This is a genomic window from Psychrobacter sp. M4 (genome assembly GCF_055699795.1).
In genome coordinates, this window is sequence record NZ_CM146740.1 from 286,737 (window position 1) to 302,896 (window position 16,160).

A 16,160-nucleotide genomic window follows, 5' to 3' on the forward strand; every position below is an offset into this window, starting at 1 on the left:
CATGCCTGCATTACGTCAAGATGTTGATCCTAATGGTCTTTTAGAATATTCAGTGGTTTATACTGATCGCGCCCTAAATCATATGTCAAAAGTCTTTCAGCAAGTGATGAACGACTTATCTAGCGACTTAAAATCAGTCTATAACGCCGAAGCCGTTGCCATCGTTCCAGGCTCTGGTACTTATGGTATGGAAGCTGTGGCGCTACAATTAGCAAATGATGAGGATTGCCTTATCATCCGTAATGGCTGGTTTAGCTATCGCTGGACGCAGATTTTAGAAAAAGGCAAAATCGCCAAATCATCAACCGTACTGACTGCCAATCGCAGTGACGATAGTGATACGCCAAAACCATTTGCCCCAGTGGACATTGATGAAGCAGTCGCTAAGATTAAAGAGCACAAACCTGCTGTCGTGTTTGCACCGCATGTCGAAACCTCAGCGGGTATTATTCTACCTGAGGACTATATCAAAGCACTCGCTGATGCCACTCATAGCGTAGGCGGCTTATTAGTTATTGATTGTATCGCCTCAGGGTGCGTCTGGCTGGATATGAAAAAACTGGGCATTGACGTCCTGATTAGCGCGCCGCAAAAAGGCTGGAGTAGCACTCCTTGTGCCGGTTTGGTTATGATGAGCAAAGCTGCGGTCGAAAAAGTAGACAGCACTGAATCGAATAGCTTTAGTCTTGATCTAAAGCAGTGGTTAAACATCATGCGTGCTTATGAGGATGGTGGTCATGCTTATCATGCTACTATGCCAACCGATGGTTTGCGTCAGTTCCGCGATACTATCAATGAAGCCAAAGAAGTCGGTTTTGATAAATTATGCGCGGCGCAGTGGGAGCTTGGCAAGCGTATCCGCGCCGTGCTCGAAGATAAAGGAATTGAGAGCGTTGCCGCTGAAGGCTTTAAAGCACCGGGGGTAGTGGTATCTTATACTGACCGTGATGATATGCATAAAGGTAGTGCCTTTGCTGAAGCTGGCATGCAAATAGCCTCTGGAGTGCCATTAAAGGTAGGGGAGCCTGAGAGCTTTAAAACCTTCCGCTTGGGTCTATTCGGTCTGGATAAATTGACTGACATTGAGGGGGCAGTTGAGCGTTTTGAGACAGTACTTGAAAAAGTAATGGCTGAGCAACCTGCCTAATTGATTGAAATATAGCGCTTTTAGTACAGCTATAATTTAAACAAGAAATACCGAGTGTGTTGATACAAGCGCTCGGTATTTTTTTAGCTATTTATTATGTTTTATAATATAATGTATTTTTATAAATAGAATAATTAAGAATTCATCAGGTAATTCGTTATGAGTATACAAATAGACTGGCAAGCCTTCACCCCTATCTCTTTAGTTGGTGGTTTGATGATAGGAATCGCAGCAGTGGTTTTACTATTAGGTATTGGCCGTATTGCTGGTATCAGCGGCATTGCCTCAAGTTTACTAAAGCCTAGACGCGTTGAGATATGGCAAGTGTTATTTATCTTGGGTTTGGTGGTGTCACCTTTATTATACCAACTGGTAACGCCGCTGCCGGTAATGCAAGTGACGTCATCACTGCCTTTATTAATCGCAGCTGGCTTGTTAGTCGGTTTTGGTACAAGATTAGGGTCTGGTTGTACTAGTGGTCACGGCATCTGCGGTAATGCGCGCTTATCACCACGCTCTATGGTAGCTACCGCAACTTTTATGGGATTTGGTATTTTTACCGTCTATATTGGTCGCCATGTTTTGGGTTTGATTTGAACAGATTTGAGTTTGACGGATGCTTAGAGAGCACCCTATAGGCTGATATAAACACAATAAAAACAACGATAGCGAGAATTAACAATGTTAAAAAATATCATTGGACTACTGGCAGGATTACTATTTGGTCTTGGACTGCTTATATCTGGTATGACTGATCCAGTTAAAGTACAAGGATTTTTAGATGTGTTTGGCGCGTGGGATATCTCTTTGGCGCTGGTTATGGGCGGCGGTTTAGTCGTTGCGCTGCTCGGTGTGCAATTAATAGCCAAGCGACAAAAAACCAGTTGGATTGGTAGCGAAATCGACATGCCAACCAAAACAGTCATCACCAAACCGCTTATTATCGGCGCTATGCTATTTGGTATTGGCTGGGGTCTGGTCGGAATTTGTCCCGGACCGGGTATTGTGCTACTAGGCACTGGCCAGTGGCAAGCTTATGTCTTTGTAACCGCGATGGTTGTTGGGATGGTGGTGTTTCAGCGGCTTGAACCTAGGCTTGGTTAGAAGTAGGTTTGAAGCGTTAAAAAGGTCAGCCTAAATAAATTAAGCTGACCTTTTTTTATACTTTACGAACTTATTTCGCGCTTGATGTTACTTTTGGTGTTTCATGCGCGAGTGATTTGGCCGCTTGGCGCAGCTCAAATTTTTGTACTTTACCGGTACTGGTCTTGGGTATTTCAGTGAAGATGATGTATTTGGGGACTTTAAATCCTGCTAAATGCTGCTTGCAATGGGCGGTGACCGTATCGCGCTGCAAAGTATGGCCGTCATGGATCTCGATAAAAGCCACTGGTACCTCACCCCATTTTTCATGAGGAGCGGCAACTACTGCGCAGCTTACGACGGCAGGCAGTTGATATAGGACATTTTCAACCTCAATACTAGAGATGTTCTCGCCGCCTGAGATAATAATGTCTTTGAGTCTATCCATGATTTTTATATAGCCATCTGGATATTTAACCCCTAAATCTCCAGTACGAAACCAACCATCTTTAAACGCCGCTTCGGTGGCTTTACGGCTTTTAAGATAACCTTTCATGATCATATTGCCGCGCAGGGCCAGCTCGCCCATCTCCTCTCCATCTGCTTCTACCGGCTCTGTTGTGTCTTGTCTTAATACCTCAAACCCAGTCATTAAATGTGATCTTACGCCTTGACGGGATTTCTTTTGCGCGCGTCCACTAACGTCCAGCTCATCCCACTCAGCTTGTTCGGCGCATACAGTTACGGGCCCATAAACTTCGGTGAGTCCATAAACGTGAGAGATGTGAAAGCCCATCTCCTCCATTGCCGCAAGCATAGTTTCAGATGGCGGCGCGCCTGCTACCCAGCCTTTAACAGTATGATTGATAGCTGCTTTATAATCAGCATCACCGCCAGCGATCATATTATGAACGATAGGAGCGGCGCAGTAATGCGTTACTCGATGTTTGGCAATTAGTTGCAAAATCAAATTACCATCAATCTTACGTAAGCAAACATTGACGCCTGCACGCTCAGCAATAGTCCACGGAAAACACCAGCCGTTACAATGGAACATGGGCAGCGTCCATAGGTACAGTGGATGTTTGGGCATGTCCCAATCTAAGATATTAGAGAGAGCATTCAGCGTTGCGCCGCGGTGGTGATAGACCACTCCTTTGGGCGTGCCGGTAGTACCAGAAGTATAATTTAGTGCAATGGCTTCCCATTCATCCTCCGGCCTCTCCCAATTATCTAAGCGATCTGAGCTGGCAATCAGCTCTTCATAAGTCATCTTACCAAAGCGTTCTACTTTAACGGCAGCATCTGTCGCATGAATTACGATTAAATTAGGAAAAGTCTCATCAATGATCTCAGCAAGATCAGCAAACTCGCTATCCATAATAAGCACTTTGGCCTCAGAGTGTTGCACACAAAAAGTTAGCGCATTGATATCGAGGCGCGTATTTAAAGTACAAAGGACGCCGCCCGACATCGGTATGCCAAAGGCGGCCTCTACCATCACGGGGGTGTTTGGCAACATAACAGCGACGGTATCGTTTTTATCAATACCTAGTTTACGCAGAGCATCGGACAACTGACGGCAACGATCATAGGTTTGTTGCCAAGTTTGGGTCAGATCATTATGCTCAAGATCATCGTAGATAATAGCAGTTTTATCGGGATAAACCTGTGCGCTGCGAGTAATAAAATCAATAGGTGTAAGCGGTTGATAGTTAGCAGCATTTTTGCCAAGACCTGTGTGAAAGTCAGTCATAAAGATAGTCCTTTATCGTGTTTTTATTCAAGCTTTTTAACGGATGGTTATAGACCATCGTCTATTCATTATAGACAAAGCTGGACTAAAAGTAAGCTTGAATTGTGGCGTTTGTTTAACTAAGGCAGTTAAGTAATAAATCTATCACAAAATCAACTGGCTATAACGCTCACTCATCAGTCGTTTGTCTGCATAGCTGACGATAAGGGCCTGTGTTAGGATAGAACCACTATTTATCTGCATATTATTTTACAACCGCAATTTATTGATTCATTCATAAGGACAATGACATGAGCGCCAGCAATCCTGCCAAAAGCAATGCCAGCACTGACAAGACTATTAACACAGCTAATGCTAATGAGCACTATCCGCACCTGTTTGAGCCGCTAGATTTAGGCTTTACGACGCTCAAAAATCGTCTAGTGATGGGCTCGATGCATACCGGACTCGAAGACCGTTTTTATAACTATGGCAAGCTTGCCGCGTATTTCGCTGAGCGCGCTAAAGGCGGCGTCGCTATGATGATTACCGGTGGTATCTCGCCCAATCGTGAAGGCTGGTTGCTACCTGCTGGTGGTACCATGAACACCAAGATGGACGTTATCAACCACCAGCGCGTTACCCGCGCCGCGCATAAGTACGATAGCAAAATCATCATGCAAATCTTGCACAGTGGTCGCTACGGTTATCATCCGTTCATCGTCTCCTCAAGCCCGATTAAGTCGCCAATCACGCCCTTCAAACCGCGCAAGATGAGCACCAAAAACATCGAGCAGACAGTTGAAGATTACGCACGCTGTGCCAAGCTTGCCAAACAAGCAGGCTACGATGGCGTTGAGATCATGGGTTCGGAAGGCTACTTGCTGAATCAGTTTTTATCGAATCATGTCAATCAACGTGACGATGAATACGGCGGTGATATCAATGGACGCATGAAGTTCGCCGTTGATGTAGTCAAAGCGGTTCGCGCTGCTGTAGGTGAAGATTTCATTATCGTATTTCGCCTATCGGTCATCGATCTGGTCAAAGATGGCAACGTCATGGATGAGGTTATCACTGTCGCTAAAGCCTTAGAAGCCGCTGGCGTGACTATCATGAACACCGGTATCGGCTGGCATGAAGCACGGGTGCCAACGATTGTGACCAGCGTGCCGCGCGCCGCTTTCGTTGACTTCTCAGCTGAGATCAAAAAGCATATCAATATCCCAATGATGGCGGCCAACCGTATCAATATGCCGTATACCGCTGAAGCGATTGTCGCTAGTGGTCAAGCTGATCTTATTCAAATGGCGCGTCCGTTCCTCGCTGACCCTGACTGGGTCAATAAAGCTAAAGAGGGTAAAGCCGACCGTATCAATACCTGTATCGCCTGTAACCAAGCTTGCCTTGATCATACCTTTGAGAACAAACGCTCAACTTGTCTGGTTAATCCTAGAGCTTGTTATGAGACCGAGCTGGTCTATAAGAAAACTAAAAATCCGCAAAAAGTCGCGGTCATCGGTGGCGGTGTCGCTGGCATGTCAGCGGCGCATGTCGCGGCGCTACGCGGGCATAATGTGACATTATTTGAAGCCAAAGACATCCTAGGCGGTCAGTTCAACTATGCCAAAGTCATTCCCGGTAAAGAAGAGTTCTTTGAGACTATTCGCTACTACATCAACGAGCTGAATCATCTAGGCGTTGAGATTAAACTTAATACCAAAGTCGACAAAGCGATGTTGGATGATGGTAAATTCCAACATGTCATTGTCGCAACCGGCGTGGTACCAAGAAGCCTCGAGCTTGAGGGCGCGGATCTGCCGCAAGTCATGAGCTATGCTGAATTGCTCTCAGGCGAAAAAGCCGTCGGCGATACCGTGGCCGTCATCGGTGCAGGCGGCGTGGGTTTCGACGTCAGCGAATACCTCACTGCGCGTCATGGTCAGCCTTTGCATGAGTTAGGGCCTGAAACCCTAAAAGACCCAAGCTACCGTCCAGAGCCACAATCGATCGAGGAGTGGCGCGAAGAGTGGGGCGTCACCGAAGATACCAACTATCAAAGTGATGGCGGCCTACTCAAACCTGAAGGCATCACACCCATTCGCCAAGTCTACTTGATGCAGCGCTCTAAAGGCCGCTTAGGTAAAGGCTTGAACAAAACGACGGGCTGGGTACACCGCGCTCATGTTAAATCGCACGGCGTCATTCAAGTGGCTGGCGTGCAGTATGAAAAAATCACCAACGAAGGCATTTGGGTGACCAATCCACAAGGACAAAGCCAGCTATTGCGTGTTGATAGCGTTGTCGTCTGCGCCGGTCAAGAGTCGGTTACGGAGCTGATGCCTAATGTTGGCGATGCACCAAACGCGCAGTATCATTTGATTGGCGGAGCTAAGCTTGCCGCAGAGCTGGATGCCAAACGCGCCATTCGTGAGGGAGCTGAGGTTGCAGTGGGGATTTAGGGTTTTAAGTTAATTATCAAAGCGGTGAGATTCTTATCTTGCCGTTTTTTTTGTTTAGTCAGTAGGGTGCGCCCAGCGCACCATAAGCAAGGTAATGTCTAATATTGGTGCGTAGAACGCACCCTACAAATATTCTGATTCTAGAGGTTTGTTCTATACTTCTCATCTTTACACATTTCAGATAGTTCAAAATATATATTTTTTAACTTTTTTTCGTATTTTATAAGTCCTAAGTCCAGCTTATAAAATAGTATACATGCAGAAAGTATGATTGGGCATGCAAGCTGGAATGGATCAAAATCCAATTCTGTTTCATAGGTCTTGTAAATGCTTCGTGAGCCATGAACAAGATCTGATCTTAATTTGTATATTTTTTTAGATTTACTACACCATTCGTCAATTTCTCCATGATATATAGCAATCAAACAGGAAGCTCTGCGACAAAAATTCTCCGTTATATTTTTATTTTCTTCTTCATCTTTCACAGTTACTAGTCTTTCTATTGCTGTAGCTATTTTAACAACTTGAGCGCTACTATTATTGTCTCTAGAAGCATCACCGAACCAATAAAAAGCATCTATTAGACGATCTGCTAAACACTCTTTACTACTGGGTGATGCTGCTTGTAGTGTAAGTTTTTTAATAATAAATCCTAAATCTGTTTCTAAATCTTCTTCAAAAGAGTTCCAAAAATCTTGTAAATTTTCGCCAAACGAATATGAGCCACCAACCCAATACTTATCTCCACTAAGAGCAATATAATGATTGATATTACTCTTAGTTGGATTGTTCATCAAATTTAATTGGTTAGCTTTGAGCTCATAAGAAGTAGTAAAAACCTTAATAACACCATAAATAAATTCCGCGACATTCTGAGCTCTATTTTCACTTATTCTATTTGAACATTTTGGTATTGTAATACTAATAAGACAATTGAAACTATCGAAGTTGCTGTTTTTTATGAAAAGATCATAGTAACTATCGTCTTTGACTTTCGCATAAACACTATCCTTGTGAATTATTTTTGCACTACCTATTTGTATCTCTTTTTCAAGATCGAAACTAGGTGCATTGAACGGAAAAAAATATGTAATATCTTGCGCTTTTCTATCTATATTTTTACGTACTCTCGATATTAATTTCATGCAGTCAGACGTATTAAAACTTCCATTATTTTTTAAATGTAGATATATTTCATTCCTAATTTCACAGATGCACTCGTCTACTGTCAAGTTATCTAGCGATAGACACTGTCTTTTAGCGATTTCATGTAGTTTCCTTTGAGCTTTAGAGGAAAGAAAGAACTGAACTTGATTTTGAATTGCTTCTCCAGCATTTTGAGGTGATTGTAATACAGCTGTCATAAGATCAATATCACTATCAAATTCTTTTCTATACAATTCTTGAGATTGATTAAAAATATCTCTCAGGTTTATTATCTCCTGATAAATAATACTGAGATCTTTTATGTCTTCTTTAGAGGCATTCACAGCACGAAGTCCTTTTTTATAAAAACTATGATTTTAACACGCGTAACATAGGCTTTCAGTCCAGCATACATCTTACGCTCATTAACCAAAAAACCACCTCTCAAAACCCCGCCTCCATGTTACGCTAAACCTATCAACTCAACGATACTCAATCGCATCGTACTCAACAACCACGTCATTCAAAAAGATTTGAATACGGCTGTGTTATAAAAATAATTAAACAATCTGTTTAGCTTAGTACCGAATGGAAAACTTCAACATGATCCTAAAAAAGCTCGTCTCCGCGATTGCCCTGACAGGAAGCGCTATTGTTATCGCCCGATCGGTTTTTGCGTTGCCAAAAATAGAAGAGCGGATCGATACCACAGCCTTGCCAAAAGCCGTGAGCGGGCCACTAGCTGAGGCGTTAATTAAGCTTGAAGTCCAGCATGAAGGTCTTACAGGAGTCGCGCCGCTACAAAACGGTGCCGACGCCTTTGCCGCGCGAATCCTTCTCGCTGACGCTGCTGTATCAAGCATTGATGCTCAGTACTACATGTGGCATGCCGATCTGACGGGCACCTTATTACTCGATGCGCTGGTTCGTGCAGCCGATCGAGGTGTGCAGGTTCGGTTGCTGTTAGACGACAATGGTACCACCGGACTAGATGCTGACATGGCAGCTTTAGTGCCTCATCCAAACATTGAGGTGCGACTGTATAATCCTTTTAATCTTAGAACTTTGAAAACATTATCGTACGCATTTGATTTTTTTAGATTGAACCGCAGAATGCATAACAAATCGTTCACAGTAGATGGCAGAGCTACTGTACTCGGCGGTCGAAACGTTGGCGATGAGTATTTTGGGACGGGTTCAACGCCGCTGTTTGTTGATCTTGATGTGCTTACCGTTGGGGCCATTGTCGCCGAGGTCGTAGCTGATTTTGATCGTTACTGGGCTTCGCTATCGTCTTATCCGGCGCAGGCGATCGTTGGGGTAAATAAAGACACTGACCCGATTGGTGAGCGTTTAGCTAATTTTAGAGCCGATCCGCAAATGGGTAAGTACAAAGCTATTTTAGAGGACTCGAACACGGTGTCGGCGCTCATCAAAGGGGAGCTGGATTTAGAATGGACGACAACCTTGTTGGTCAGCGATGATCCAGCAAAAGGACAGGGAGCCGTGCCTAAAGAAGATCTATTGGTACATCGCCTAAAAGAAGCAGTAGGCGAAATTCAAGAACGATTTGATGGTATTTCAGCCTATCTTGTTCCCGGTACCACTGGTGTCAAAACATTTGCCGACCTACAAGCAAGAGGTGTTACCGTGCGAATGCTGACCAACTCAATGGAGGCCACCGATGTGCTACCTGTTCATGCCGGTTATGCTAAATATCGTAAGAAGATGCTCAAAAGTGGCGTTACGCTCTTTGAGCTACGAGAAAAAGTCGCACCTTGTGCCGCTGCCAGTCGTCTAGGACTATTAGGCTCGACAGGAGCTAGTCTGCATACCAAAACCTTCGCTGTGGATGGACAGCGGATATTTGTGGGATCATTTAACTTCGATCCTCGCTCTACCAAGCTTAATACTGAATTGGGTTTATTGATCGATAGTGAGCAAATGGCGCAACAGCTGCATACCGTATTTGATGAAGGCATGGTCGGTCTGACTTGGCGAGTTGAACTAAGCGGTAACAAGCTGGTCTGGATCGATGCCAATACGGGTTTGATAACGACTTCTGAGCCGGGCTCTAGTGTTATGCGCAGCTTTATCTTAGCAGTAGTTAAAAGGCTGCCCGTTGAATGGCTTTTGTAACTTCTCTAAACTACAGTAGATTCTTAAAAAAAAGATTGCGGTTAATAACTACATTAAAAAGGTGCATTTTATATATTTACTAATTAAAATATACCTTCCTATTATACGGTATGGATTTTAACCCGATGAAAAAGACCCTGTCAACGTTAGCTATTACCTGTTTATCAGTGTCTGCTGCTTTTGCTGAACCAACGCTCTCTGGCCGGATCTTTATAATTGGCAACTATGTCGATGGCGAGTTTAAAGATAGCAATGCCAACGATGATAACGGTATACGGCGAAATGGAGATTTTGATGGTGATACTTTCGAGATTGAATCGCATAAATCAAGCATAGGTCTTGAAGGCTCCGAACCAATAACTGCTAAGACCGATGTCATTTATGAATTGGAGTATGACATTGGCGTCGATGGCGAGTCGAGAACCTTTGAAAGCCGTAGTACCTATTTGGGACTTGCTAACGACAACTATGGTGAGCTGCGTGTGGGTAAATACTTCTCACCTATAGATATGATAAACAATGTCGCTGTAACTCAAGGGTTTTGGGATAATTTAGGCACGACGGCATTGTCAGAAGACACAAGGGCGGTACAAGCTTTAAATATGGCAGATGCGCCGCCGCGTGTGTCTAATTCAGTCAGCTGGGTCTCACCTAAGTTTGATAACCTACCTATCGAAGTTGCATTTATGTATGCGGCTAGCGAAGATTTTTCTAATGGCAGTGGTGATGAGAATGACACTGACAACGGTTATGGTAGCTATCTCACCTATGAGCAAAGCGGCCTTGTCGCAAGCCTTGCCTATGATAAAGACATCGATATTATAGGCGATCTTATTCGCGGTACCGTCACTTATGATATGAGCGATATAACTGATGTGCCTGTCACTCTTGGCGCATTATATCAACAAGCGGATTACGACAACCGCTCGGACAAAGAAAAAGGCTTTGTGATCAGTGCTAGTCTGCAATTAAACAACTTTTCTCGTCCTGCCTCTATTTATGTACAATACAATAATGCTGCCAACTTAGATGGTAGAAAAGATGCTGATTCTGATCAATTTGTCATCGGTGGTCAGTACGATATTACAGACAACATCATCGCCCACGCTTATGCGGGTATCAACAAAGCCGATAATATTCAAGGCGTTTCTGGCACCGCTATCGATGATACTGATAGCGACAACGTTGTATTTAGTAGTGGTGATACGGAGCTTATCGCGATTGGTGGTGGTTTGCAGTATTATTTTTAGGGTGATGGTTTAAAGACAAAGGGTGGGAGCGATCCGATCTCTTATGAGTATTAGATATGGTTGACTTCTACGCAATTTAACCAAGCTTATCTACTATTACTCAATATCACCTAATGTGAGACCCGTATCTTCGGTACTGTATATAATGATGCCTTCATCATCGATTTTATTATCCATTACCAATCTACTGATTCTATTGCTGGCCTCTTGATTGCCTTGATCGGCGGCTTTTTTATACCATTCAAATGCTTTTTCGTAATCTTGTGGCACGCCTTGACCTTGTTCATAAAGGTCACCAAGATTAAATTGTGCGAGACCCACGTCTTGTTCAGCAGCTTTTTTGTACCACTCAAAAGCTTTAGTATAGCTTTGTGTTACGCCTCTACCAAAATAGTACATCGTGCCAATATTGTTTTGAGCATTAAAAGATCCATTATCAGCTGCTAATAAATACAATTGCATGGCTTTTTCATAATCCTGATCAATACCTACTCCAATTCCATACATAATACCGAGACTAAATTGAGCATCAGCGTATCCTTGGTTGGCTGCTTTTTAGATCCATCAAATTCTCGTTAAAAACTATTTATTGAATAGGCTGATTCGGACTGACTTGCTCATAGGTTTTACCTTCTGGCACAGGAATGCAATTCACGTCTTTTTGTGACTCATTTGGCTGACAAAAAGTCATATCTTCAATAAAGTCGTCTTCGACATCATTAGTGCTCACACCAGAAGGCAATCTTTCAAGGTATATCTTGCCAATATGAACGTATCCTGGTACTTCAAAAGACCTGCTTACTTTAAGTCTTGGAAACCGAAGTTCCAGTAAGACTTTCTTCTATAGTTCTCTCTATGCACTGCCATGCTGCTTTCACTTATTTGATTTAATTCCCAGTAATCAGGTGAAGAAGATACATCATATTTAATAGCAGGTAATCTAAAAAAACCATCTTTATTTGTTTCAACAAACTCTCTACTGGTGTAAATAATAGTTACCCCATCTAGAGGTTCACTAGTATCTTTATCTAATACTTGCCCAGTAACAATAGGCGTTAGGTAATACTCGGTAGTAGGCTCTGCTTGACAAGCAGTGGATGAGATAGATAGTAAACATAGTCCAAATAATAGTGGTTTCATAACTACCCTCTACTTACCAATGGCACAACTTGAATTCTTGATAACCAGATGAAACTGCGCACATCTTCTTCACTAGCTACAGCTTTATCATTAGCATATTCTATCAAATCACAGTTATTACTAATATTTTGACAATCATATAGCTAAGCCAAAGGATGTGACTTACTGATCGATATTAAATTTTCTTGATTTATCAATTCAATCACCTGACCGGTAATTTGGGGAGTAGCATAAATCACTTTTTTTTGCAGCCTGTTAAACTGGCTGATAAGAATGCAAATGCGGTTGGATAAAGCGTTTTATTTTTTGTATTAATGTTTGCTAATTAATATACCCTTATCGCTATCTTTGAGTTTTTCCCAAGTAAAGTTAATAGTTTTAATAAACTTAGGGTCAACTTTTATCTTTGTGTCAACATCATAGAAGTGTCCAACATAAACCAATTGATAGTCATTTGTACCATCCATAAATAAGTATTCTTTAAAACTAGTTGAGAGACTTTTGTCTTGTAAAGCTGACTCACCATCATTATCAGCCCAAGCATTCGTCTCATTACTAGAGTCTTCTTTAGCAGTATTGATAAGACTAGCAAACACCGCGTCAGGATCAGACTTAGGAAACTGTAAAGGTGCAGGTTGTTCAAACATTGGCTCAGGCTGCTCAACGCCAAACACTTCAAAGTCCGACTCGGCAAACGACTGCTGAATAGCAATGAGCTTAGCGCCGCAGCTAGTGATATCGCCGCCGTCGACAATAAAGGACGAGTCGCCTGTAAGAATGGTAATGACTTTTTTACATTTTTTATGAACTTAAGTATGGTTTTTTAAAAACGATATAAAAAACCCCAAACAAGATTTGGGGTCAATTTTCTATTCTAATACTAATTTATAATTATCTTTAAATCTAACTACTCCCCCAAAACCCCATCCAACTCCTCAATAAAGCTACGAATACGATCGGCATTTTTACCCAAATCGCTTTTGCCTACGCGGGATTTACTACGAATATCGAGCAAGCGCTCACTACCGTCATCAGTTACTCGTATCACTACATCATCCTTAAAGCCAAACCACATGGTAGTATCCGTCGCCTCTATAATGCCCACATTGCCATCGACATTAACTATATCCCAGCTAAGATTATTAGCCGCTTGCTCGGCGGCAGCGATTAGCTCGCTTTGTGACTGCGGATAGTTTAAAGTTTGCAGTTCAGGAAAAGCTTGACGTTGTTGCTCAGCGGTTTCCGCGCCAGCGTAGGCTACCGGATTAGCCGCATCAGCACGTAGGGGAGCAATGGCGACAAACTCAGGTGGATTATCCAGGTCAGTTGAGATGTCGTGAATGGGCGGTACCTTTTGCGCGGTAGTCATCATGCTAAGCGGAACAATAATAGCAATGGCGGAGAAGATAACTGCTGTCAGCGCGCTTGTGAGGGTAATCGTTTTACGCTTAAAGATAACCTGAATGAGCAATAGTACAAGCGCAAGAACACCAGCATACAGACCGAATCTAAATAGCATAAATGCGGTACTGAGCTCGGCTATTCCAAACCTATAAAGAGGTCCTGGCAACAACACCAATAGTAAAGCAATAAAACTCACTAGGCTCACTAAAACTTTCATTACCTCTCTCCATTATAGCTTGATTGCAATCCATTTAACGCAGTAACCAAACGTGTTCGGTCACTTGCAAGTCAGGCGCTGAGCCTATCGTGGTGGACTCTTTTGTCAGTTCAGTAATTTGCTGATAATAACTATAGTACTGTTTAACCTCTTCGGCAGTGACCGCAAATGGGGGCCCCTCTTTTTGGCTTTGATCGTAGTCAAGGGTAACAACAAGCTGCGGTGCTAAGTGACCATCAGCATTGCGCGCTATACGCATTAGATGCTCTGTGTAATGGGCCCGCGCATTAGCAGGTAGCGCGATTAAGGCCGCTCTATCATACACCGCATCTATAGGGCCAATGTTATCAGACGTTAAACTAAAAATGTCAGCCGCCCAAATAGTGACAGGCTGTCCTGCTGTTTGATCTTTTAGTTGACCTTGATAGCGCTTGATAGTGGGATTATGACCGATGTGCTCAAGATGACCCGCGTGCTCAAGCTCTGGGTATTCAGTTACTGCTGGCACGATACCGCGTTCAGTAAAAAAGTCTTGGACGGCAGATTCGATAAGCTCGATGCCTACAACGTCGTAGCCCTCAGCCGCAAGCCAAGCCAAATCTATAGATTTACCAGACAAAGGCACCAAAACTCGGCTACCTACTGGTAACTCTAAAGCGGTAAAGTACTGGGTAAGTAATGGATTGACCTCAGATTTATGAAAGCCAATACGACCCTCACGCCAGCGCGATTGCCAAAATTCAGGAGTCATAAGTAACCTTTATCCTCAACGATTTATGCTTTATCAAATCAGAATTTATTAAAAAAGCCAAGCGTATGCACACTTGGCCTAATAGCACATAATATTTATGCCGGTATCTAAGCCACCATATACTTATTAAATTCTTTACGCAGTTTGGCAAGCTTTGGCGGAATGGAGAAGTTGCAGTAAGCCTGATTAGGATTACGATTAAAGAAATCCTGATGCTCCTCTTCAGCCTTATAAAACTCAACGGCTGGATGTACTTCGGTGACGATGTTCAAACCCATGTCACGCAATTTATTGATAGTGCGATCGACAGTTGGCTTTTGGTCTTCGTCAGTATAGAAGACGGCGCTACGGTATTGACTACCGACATCGTTGCCTTGACGATCGCGAGTAGTGGGATCATGGGTTGCAAAGAAGATATCAAGAATCACCTCTAAAGGTACGACAGACTCGTCATAGTCCACTTTGACCACTTCGATATGACCGCTATTACCGCCACAAACCGTACGATAGTTGGCAGTAGCTGCGTCCCCACCCATGTACCCTGACACCACAGACTCTACGCCTTTTACTGATAAAAATACGGACTCGGTGCACCAAAAACAGCCACCGCCTAGTACGATAGTTTGCATAATTTTTCCTATTATTATGAATGTGTTCTGAGTATTCTATCTAGTTGCAAGGTGCTTATTTTTCAATGATTTATTACACTTTGCATACTTGTTTAGCTTAGCAGGCAGGCATATAACGCTAAGTAACAAACAGTAATGTTATAATGGGCTTTTGCTATTTTTATGAGTGGTACCATGAGTCAATCTACAAAAAATAACTCTTCTAATAATACTATTAAACCTGACACTTTGTTTGATAAGCCTTTCACCACCCCACTGGATAAAGCCGCGCGTTTCTCCTTTGATGAGCAAGTGGTCGCCTGCTTCCCTGATATGATCCGCCGTAGCGTACCCGGTTACGGTCAGGTATTAGCTATGCTGCCACTATTTGCGCGGCGTCACTGCAAGTATCGCCAGCAAAACGACAATGGTCAAAGGGTTAGTCGAATCTATGATTTGGGCTGCTCGCTTGGCGGTGCGAGTATGGCGCTGGCAGGCGAGTTTGAGCCGCATGATTTGCAAATCAAAGCGGTTGATATCTCTCCTGCGATGACAACTGAAGCTAAAACACTCTTAGCAGATAATTATTCTAAGCACGACATTAAGGTAATTACCGCTGATATCCGTGATATCGAGCTTGAACCCTGTGATATGGTTATTCTAAATTTAACGCTACAGTTCTTACCTGTCGAGGATAGGGTTGCCGTTTTAGATAAGGTTTATGCAGCGCTAGAGAAGGGCGGCATACTGGTATTGACCGAAAAAACTCATGCACTTGATGAGCAATACGACGCGTGGCTGGTCGAGCGTTATTACGATTTTAAACGCGCCAATGGTTATAGTGAGATGGAGATTAGCGGTAAGCGCAATGCTTTAGAAAACGTACTGATTACCGATACCTTGGACGAGCATCATCAGCGTTTAGACCACGTAGGGTTTAAGCGGCATTTGACGTGGTTCCAGTTTTTGAACTTTGTGTCTATTGTAGCTTTTAGGTAGTTTGTATTTTAGGGGCTGACGACAATAATACTTTCTTTAGCTGTATTTATCGTGGTTTGAGTTATATTTTTTGTAGGGT

General features: G+C 43.1%; 16 protein-coding genes. 7 read left to right on the top strand and 9 right to left on the bottom strand.

Going from position 1 to position 16,160, the window contains the following annotated elements; genetic code table 11:
- Position 1: 1 nt before the first annotated feature.
- From ACR63N_RS01225 to ACR63N_RS01235, 3 genes are all read left to right on the top strand, one after another.
- Complete coding sequence (locus ACR63N_RS01225) at positions 2-1,147, top strand: aminotransferase class V-fold PLP-dependent enzyme (protein WP_367105032.1); 1,146 nt, start codon at positions 2-4, stop codon at positions 1,145-1,147.
- A gap of 159 nt (positions 1,148-1,306) precedes the next feature.
- Positions 1,307-1,744, top strand: coding sequence for a YeeE/YedE family protein (locus ACR63N_RS01230; protein ID WP_472782345.1), 438 nt, complete (start codon positions 1,307-1,309; stop codon positions 1,742-1,744).
- An 84-nt stretch (positions 1,745-1,828) separates the two neighbouring features.
- Complete coding sequence (locus tag ACR63N_RS01235) at positions 1,829-2,251, top strand: DUF6691 family protein (RefSeq protein WP_367109666.1); 423 nt, start codon at positions 1,829-1,831, stop codon at positions 2,249-2,251.
- 70 nt (positions 2,252-2,321) lie between these two features.
- On the opposite strand, the gene ACR63N_RS01240 is transcribed toward ACR63N_RS01235, so the two are convergent.
- A complete protein-coding gene (locus ACR63N_RS01240; protein ID WP_367105035.1) occupies positions 2,322-3,986 on the bottom strand; it encodes an AMP-binding protein in 1,665 nt (554 codons plus the stop codon).
- 290 nt (positions 3,987-4,276) lie between these two features.
- Here ACR63N_RS01240 and ACR63N_RS01245 point away from each other — a divergent pair, with 290 nt between their 5' ends.
- The gene (locus tag ACR63N_RS01245; protein ID WP_367105036.1) at positions 4,277-6,427 is read left to right on the top strand and encodes an FAD-dependent oxidoreductase; all 2,151 of its coding nucleotides are present in this window, start codon (positions 4,277-4,279) and stop codon (positions 6,425-6,427) included.
- Between the two features lie 140 nt (positions 6,428-6,567).
- On the opposite strand, the gene ACR63N_RS01250 is transcribed toward ACR63N_RS01245, so the two are convergent.
- Entirely contained in the window at positions 6,568-7,917 is a 1,350-nt protein-coding gene (locus ACR63N_RS01250; RefSeq protein WP_472782346.1) for a hypothetical protein, read from the bottom strand.
- 259 nt (positions 7,918-8,176) lie between these two features.
- On the opposite strand from ACR63N_RS01250, the gene ACR63N_RS01255 reads away from it, so the two are divergent.
- Positions 8,177-9,712, top strand: coding sequence for a phospholipase D family protein (locus tag ACR63N_RS01255; RefSeq protein WP_472782347.1), 1,536 nt, complete (start codon positions 8,177-8,179; stop codon positions 9,710-9,712).
- Positions 9,713-9,837: 125 nt separating this feature from the next.
- Positions 9,838-10,962 carry a porin gene (locus ACR63N_RS01260; protein ID WP_367107372.1) on the top strand — a complete coding sequence of 375 codons (1,125 nt, stop codon included), beginning with the start codon at positions 9,838-9,840 and terminating at the stop codon, positions 10,960-10,962.
- Between the two features lie 96 nt (positions 10,963-11,058).
- On the opposite strand, the gene ACR63N_RS01265 is transcribed toward ACR63N_RS01260, so the two are convergent.
- From ACR63N_RS01265 to msrA, 7 genes are all read right to left on the bottom strand, one after another.
- Positions 11,059-11,469 carry a tetratricopeptide repeat protein gene (locus tag ACR63N_RS01265; RefSeq protein WP_472782348.1) on the bottom strand — a complete coding sequence of 137 codons (411 nt, stop codon included), beginning with the start codon at positions 11,467-11,469 and terminating at the stop codon, positions 11,059-11,061.
- Between the two features lie 79 nt (positions 11,470-11,548).
- Positions 11,549-11,692, bottom strand: a complete 144-nt coding sequence (locus tag ACR63N_RS01270; protein ID WP_367107371.1) for a hypothetical protein — start codon at positions 11,690-11,692, stop codon at positions 11,549-11,551.
- 68 nt (positions 11,693-11,760) lie between these two features.
- A complete protein-coding gene (locus ACR63N_RS01275) occupies positions 11,761-12,102 on the bottom strand; it encodes a peptidase associated/transthyretin-like domain-containing protein (RefSeq protein WP_367105042.1) in 342 nt (113 codons plus the stop codon).
- Positions 12,103-12,413: 311 nt separating this feature from the next.
- Positions 12,414-12,776 (bottom strand): hypothetical protein, encoded by a 363-nt coding sequence (locus ACR63N_RS01280; RefSeq protein ID WP_367107370.1) that lies wholly within the window; start codon positions 12,774-12,776, stop codon positions 12,414-12,416.
- A gap of 233 nt (positions 12,777-13,009) precedes the next feature.
- Positions 13,010-13,723 (bottom strand): DUF1499 domain-containing protein, encoded by a 714-nt coding sequence (locus ACR63N_RS01285; RefSeq protein ID WP_472782349.1) that lies wholly within the window; start codon positions 13,721-13,723, stop codon positions 13,010-13,012.
- Between the two features lie 34 nt (positions 13,724-13,757).
- The gene (locus ACR63N_RS01290) at positions 13,758-14,474 is read right to left on the bottom strand and encodes a class I SAM-dependent methyltransferase (RefSeq protein WP_367105045.1); all 717 of its coding nucleotides are present in this window, start codon (positions 14,472-14,474) and stop codon (positions 13,758-13,760) included.
- A 107-nt stretch (positions 14,475-14,581) separates the two neighbouring features.
- Positions 14,582-15,103, bottom strand: coding sequence for a peptide-methionine (S)-S-oxide reductase MsrA (gene msrA / locus ACR63N_RS01295; RefSeq protein ID WP_367105046.1), 522 nt, complete (start codon positions 15,101-15,103; stop codon positions 14,582-14,584).
- 162 nt (positions 15,104-15,265) lie between these two features.
- On the opposite strand from msrA, the gene cmoA reads away from it, so the two are divergent.
- On the top strand, positions 15,266-16,081 hold the full coding sequence (cmoA, locus tag ACR63N_RS01300; protein WP_472782350.1) for a carboxy-S-adenosyl-L-methionine synthase CmoA: 816 nt from the start codon (positions 15,266-15,268) through the stop codon (positions 16,079-16,081).
- The last annotated feature ends 79 nt before the right edge of the window (positions 16,082-16,160 follow it).

Bases quoted from the DNA above. Each gene is read 5' to 3' on its own strand.
- ACR63N_RS01225 (WP_367105032.1), top strand. From the start codon at position 2: ATGCCTGCATTACGTCAAGATGTTGATCCTAATGGTCTTTTAGAATAT.
- ACR63N_RS01230 (WP_472782345.1), top strand. From the start codon at position 1,307: ATGAGTATACAAATAGACTGGCAAGCCTTCACCCCTATCTCTTTAGTT.
- ACR63N_RS01235 (WP_367109666.1), top strand. From the start codon at position 1,829: ATGTTAAAAAATATCATTGGACTACTGGCAGGATTACTATTTGGTCTT.
- ACR63N_RS01240 (WP_367105035.1), bottom strand. From the start codon at position 3,986: ATGACTGACTTTCACACAGGTCTTGGCAAAAATGCTGCTAACTATCAA.
- ACR63N_RS01245 (WP_367105036.1), top strand. From the start codon at position 4,277: ATGAGCGCCAGCAATCCTGCCAAAAGCAATGCCAGCACTGACAAGACT.
- ACR63N_RS01255 (WP_472782347.1), top strand. From the start codon at position 8,177: ATGATCCTAAAAAAGCTCGTCTCCGCGATTGCCCTGACAGGAAGCGCT.
- ACR63N_RS01260 (WP_367107372.1), top strand. From the start codon at position 9,838: ATGAAAAAGACCCTGTCAACGTTAGCTATTACCTGTTTATCAGTGTCT.
- ACR63N_RS01265 (WP_472782348.1), bottom strand. From the start codon at position 11,469: ATGTATGGAATTGGAGTAGGTATTGATCAGGATTATGAAAAAGCCATG.
- ACR63N_RS01275 (WP_367105042.1), bottom strand. From the start codon at position 12,102: ATGAAACCACTATTATTTGGACTATGTTTACTATCTATCTCATCCACT.
- ACR63N_RS01285 (WP_472782349.1), bottom strand. From the start codon at position 13,723: ATGAAAGTTTTAGTGAGCCTAGTGAGTTTTATTGCTTTACTATTGGTG.
- ACR63N_RS01290 (WP_367105045.1), bottom strand. From the start codon at position 14,474: ATGACTCCTGAATTTTGGCAATCGCGCTGGCGTGAGGGTCGTATTGGC.
- msrA (WP_367105046.1), bottom strand. From the start codon at position 15,103: ATGCAAACTATCGTACTAGGCGGTGGCTGTTTTTGGTGCACCGAGTCC.
- cmoA (WP_472782350.1), top strand. From the start codon at position 15,266: ATGAGTGGTACCATGAGTCAATCTACAAAAAATAACTCTTCTAATAAT.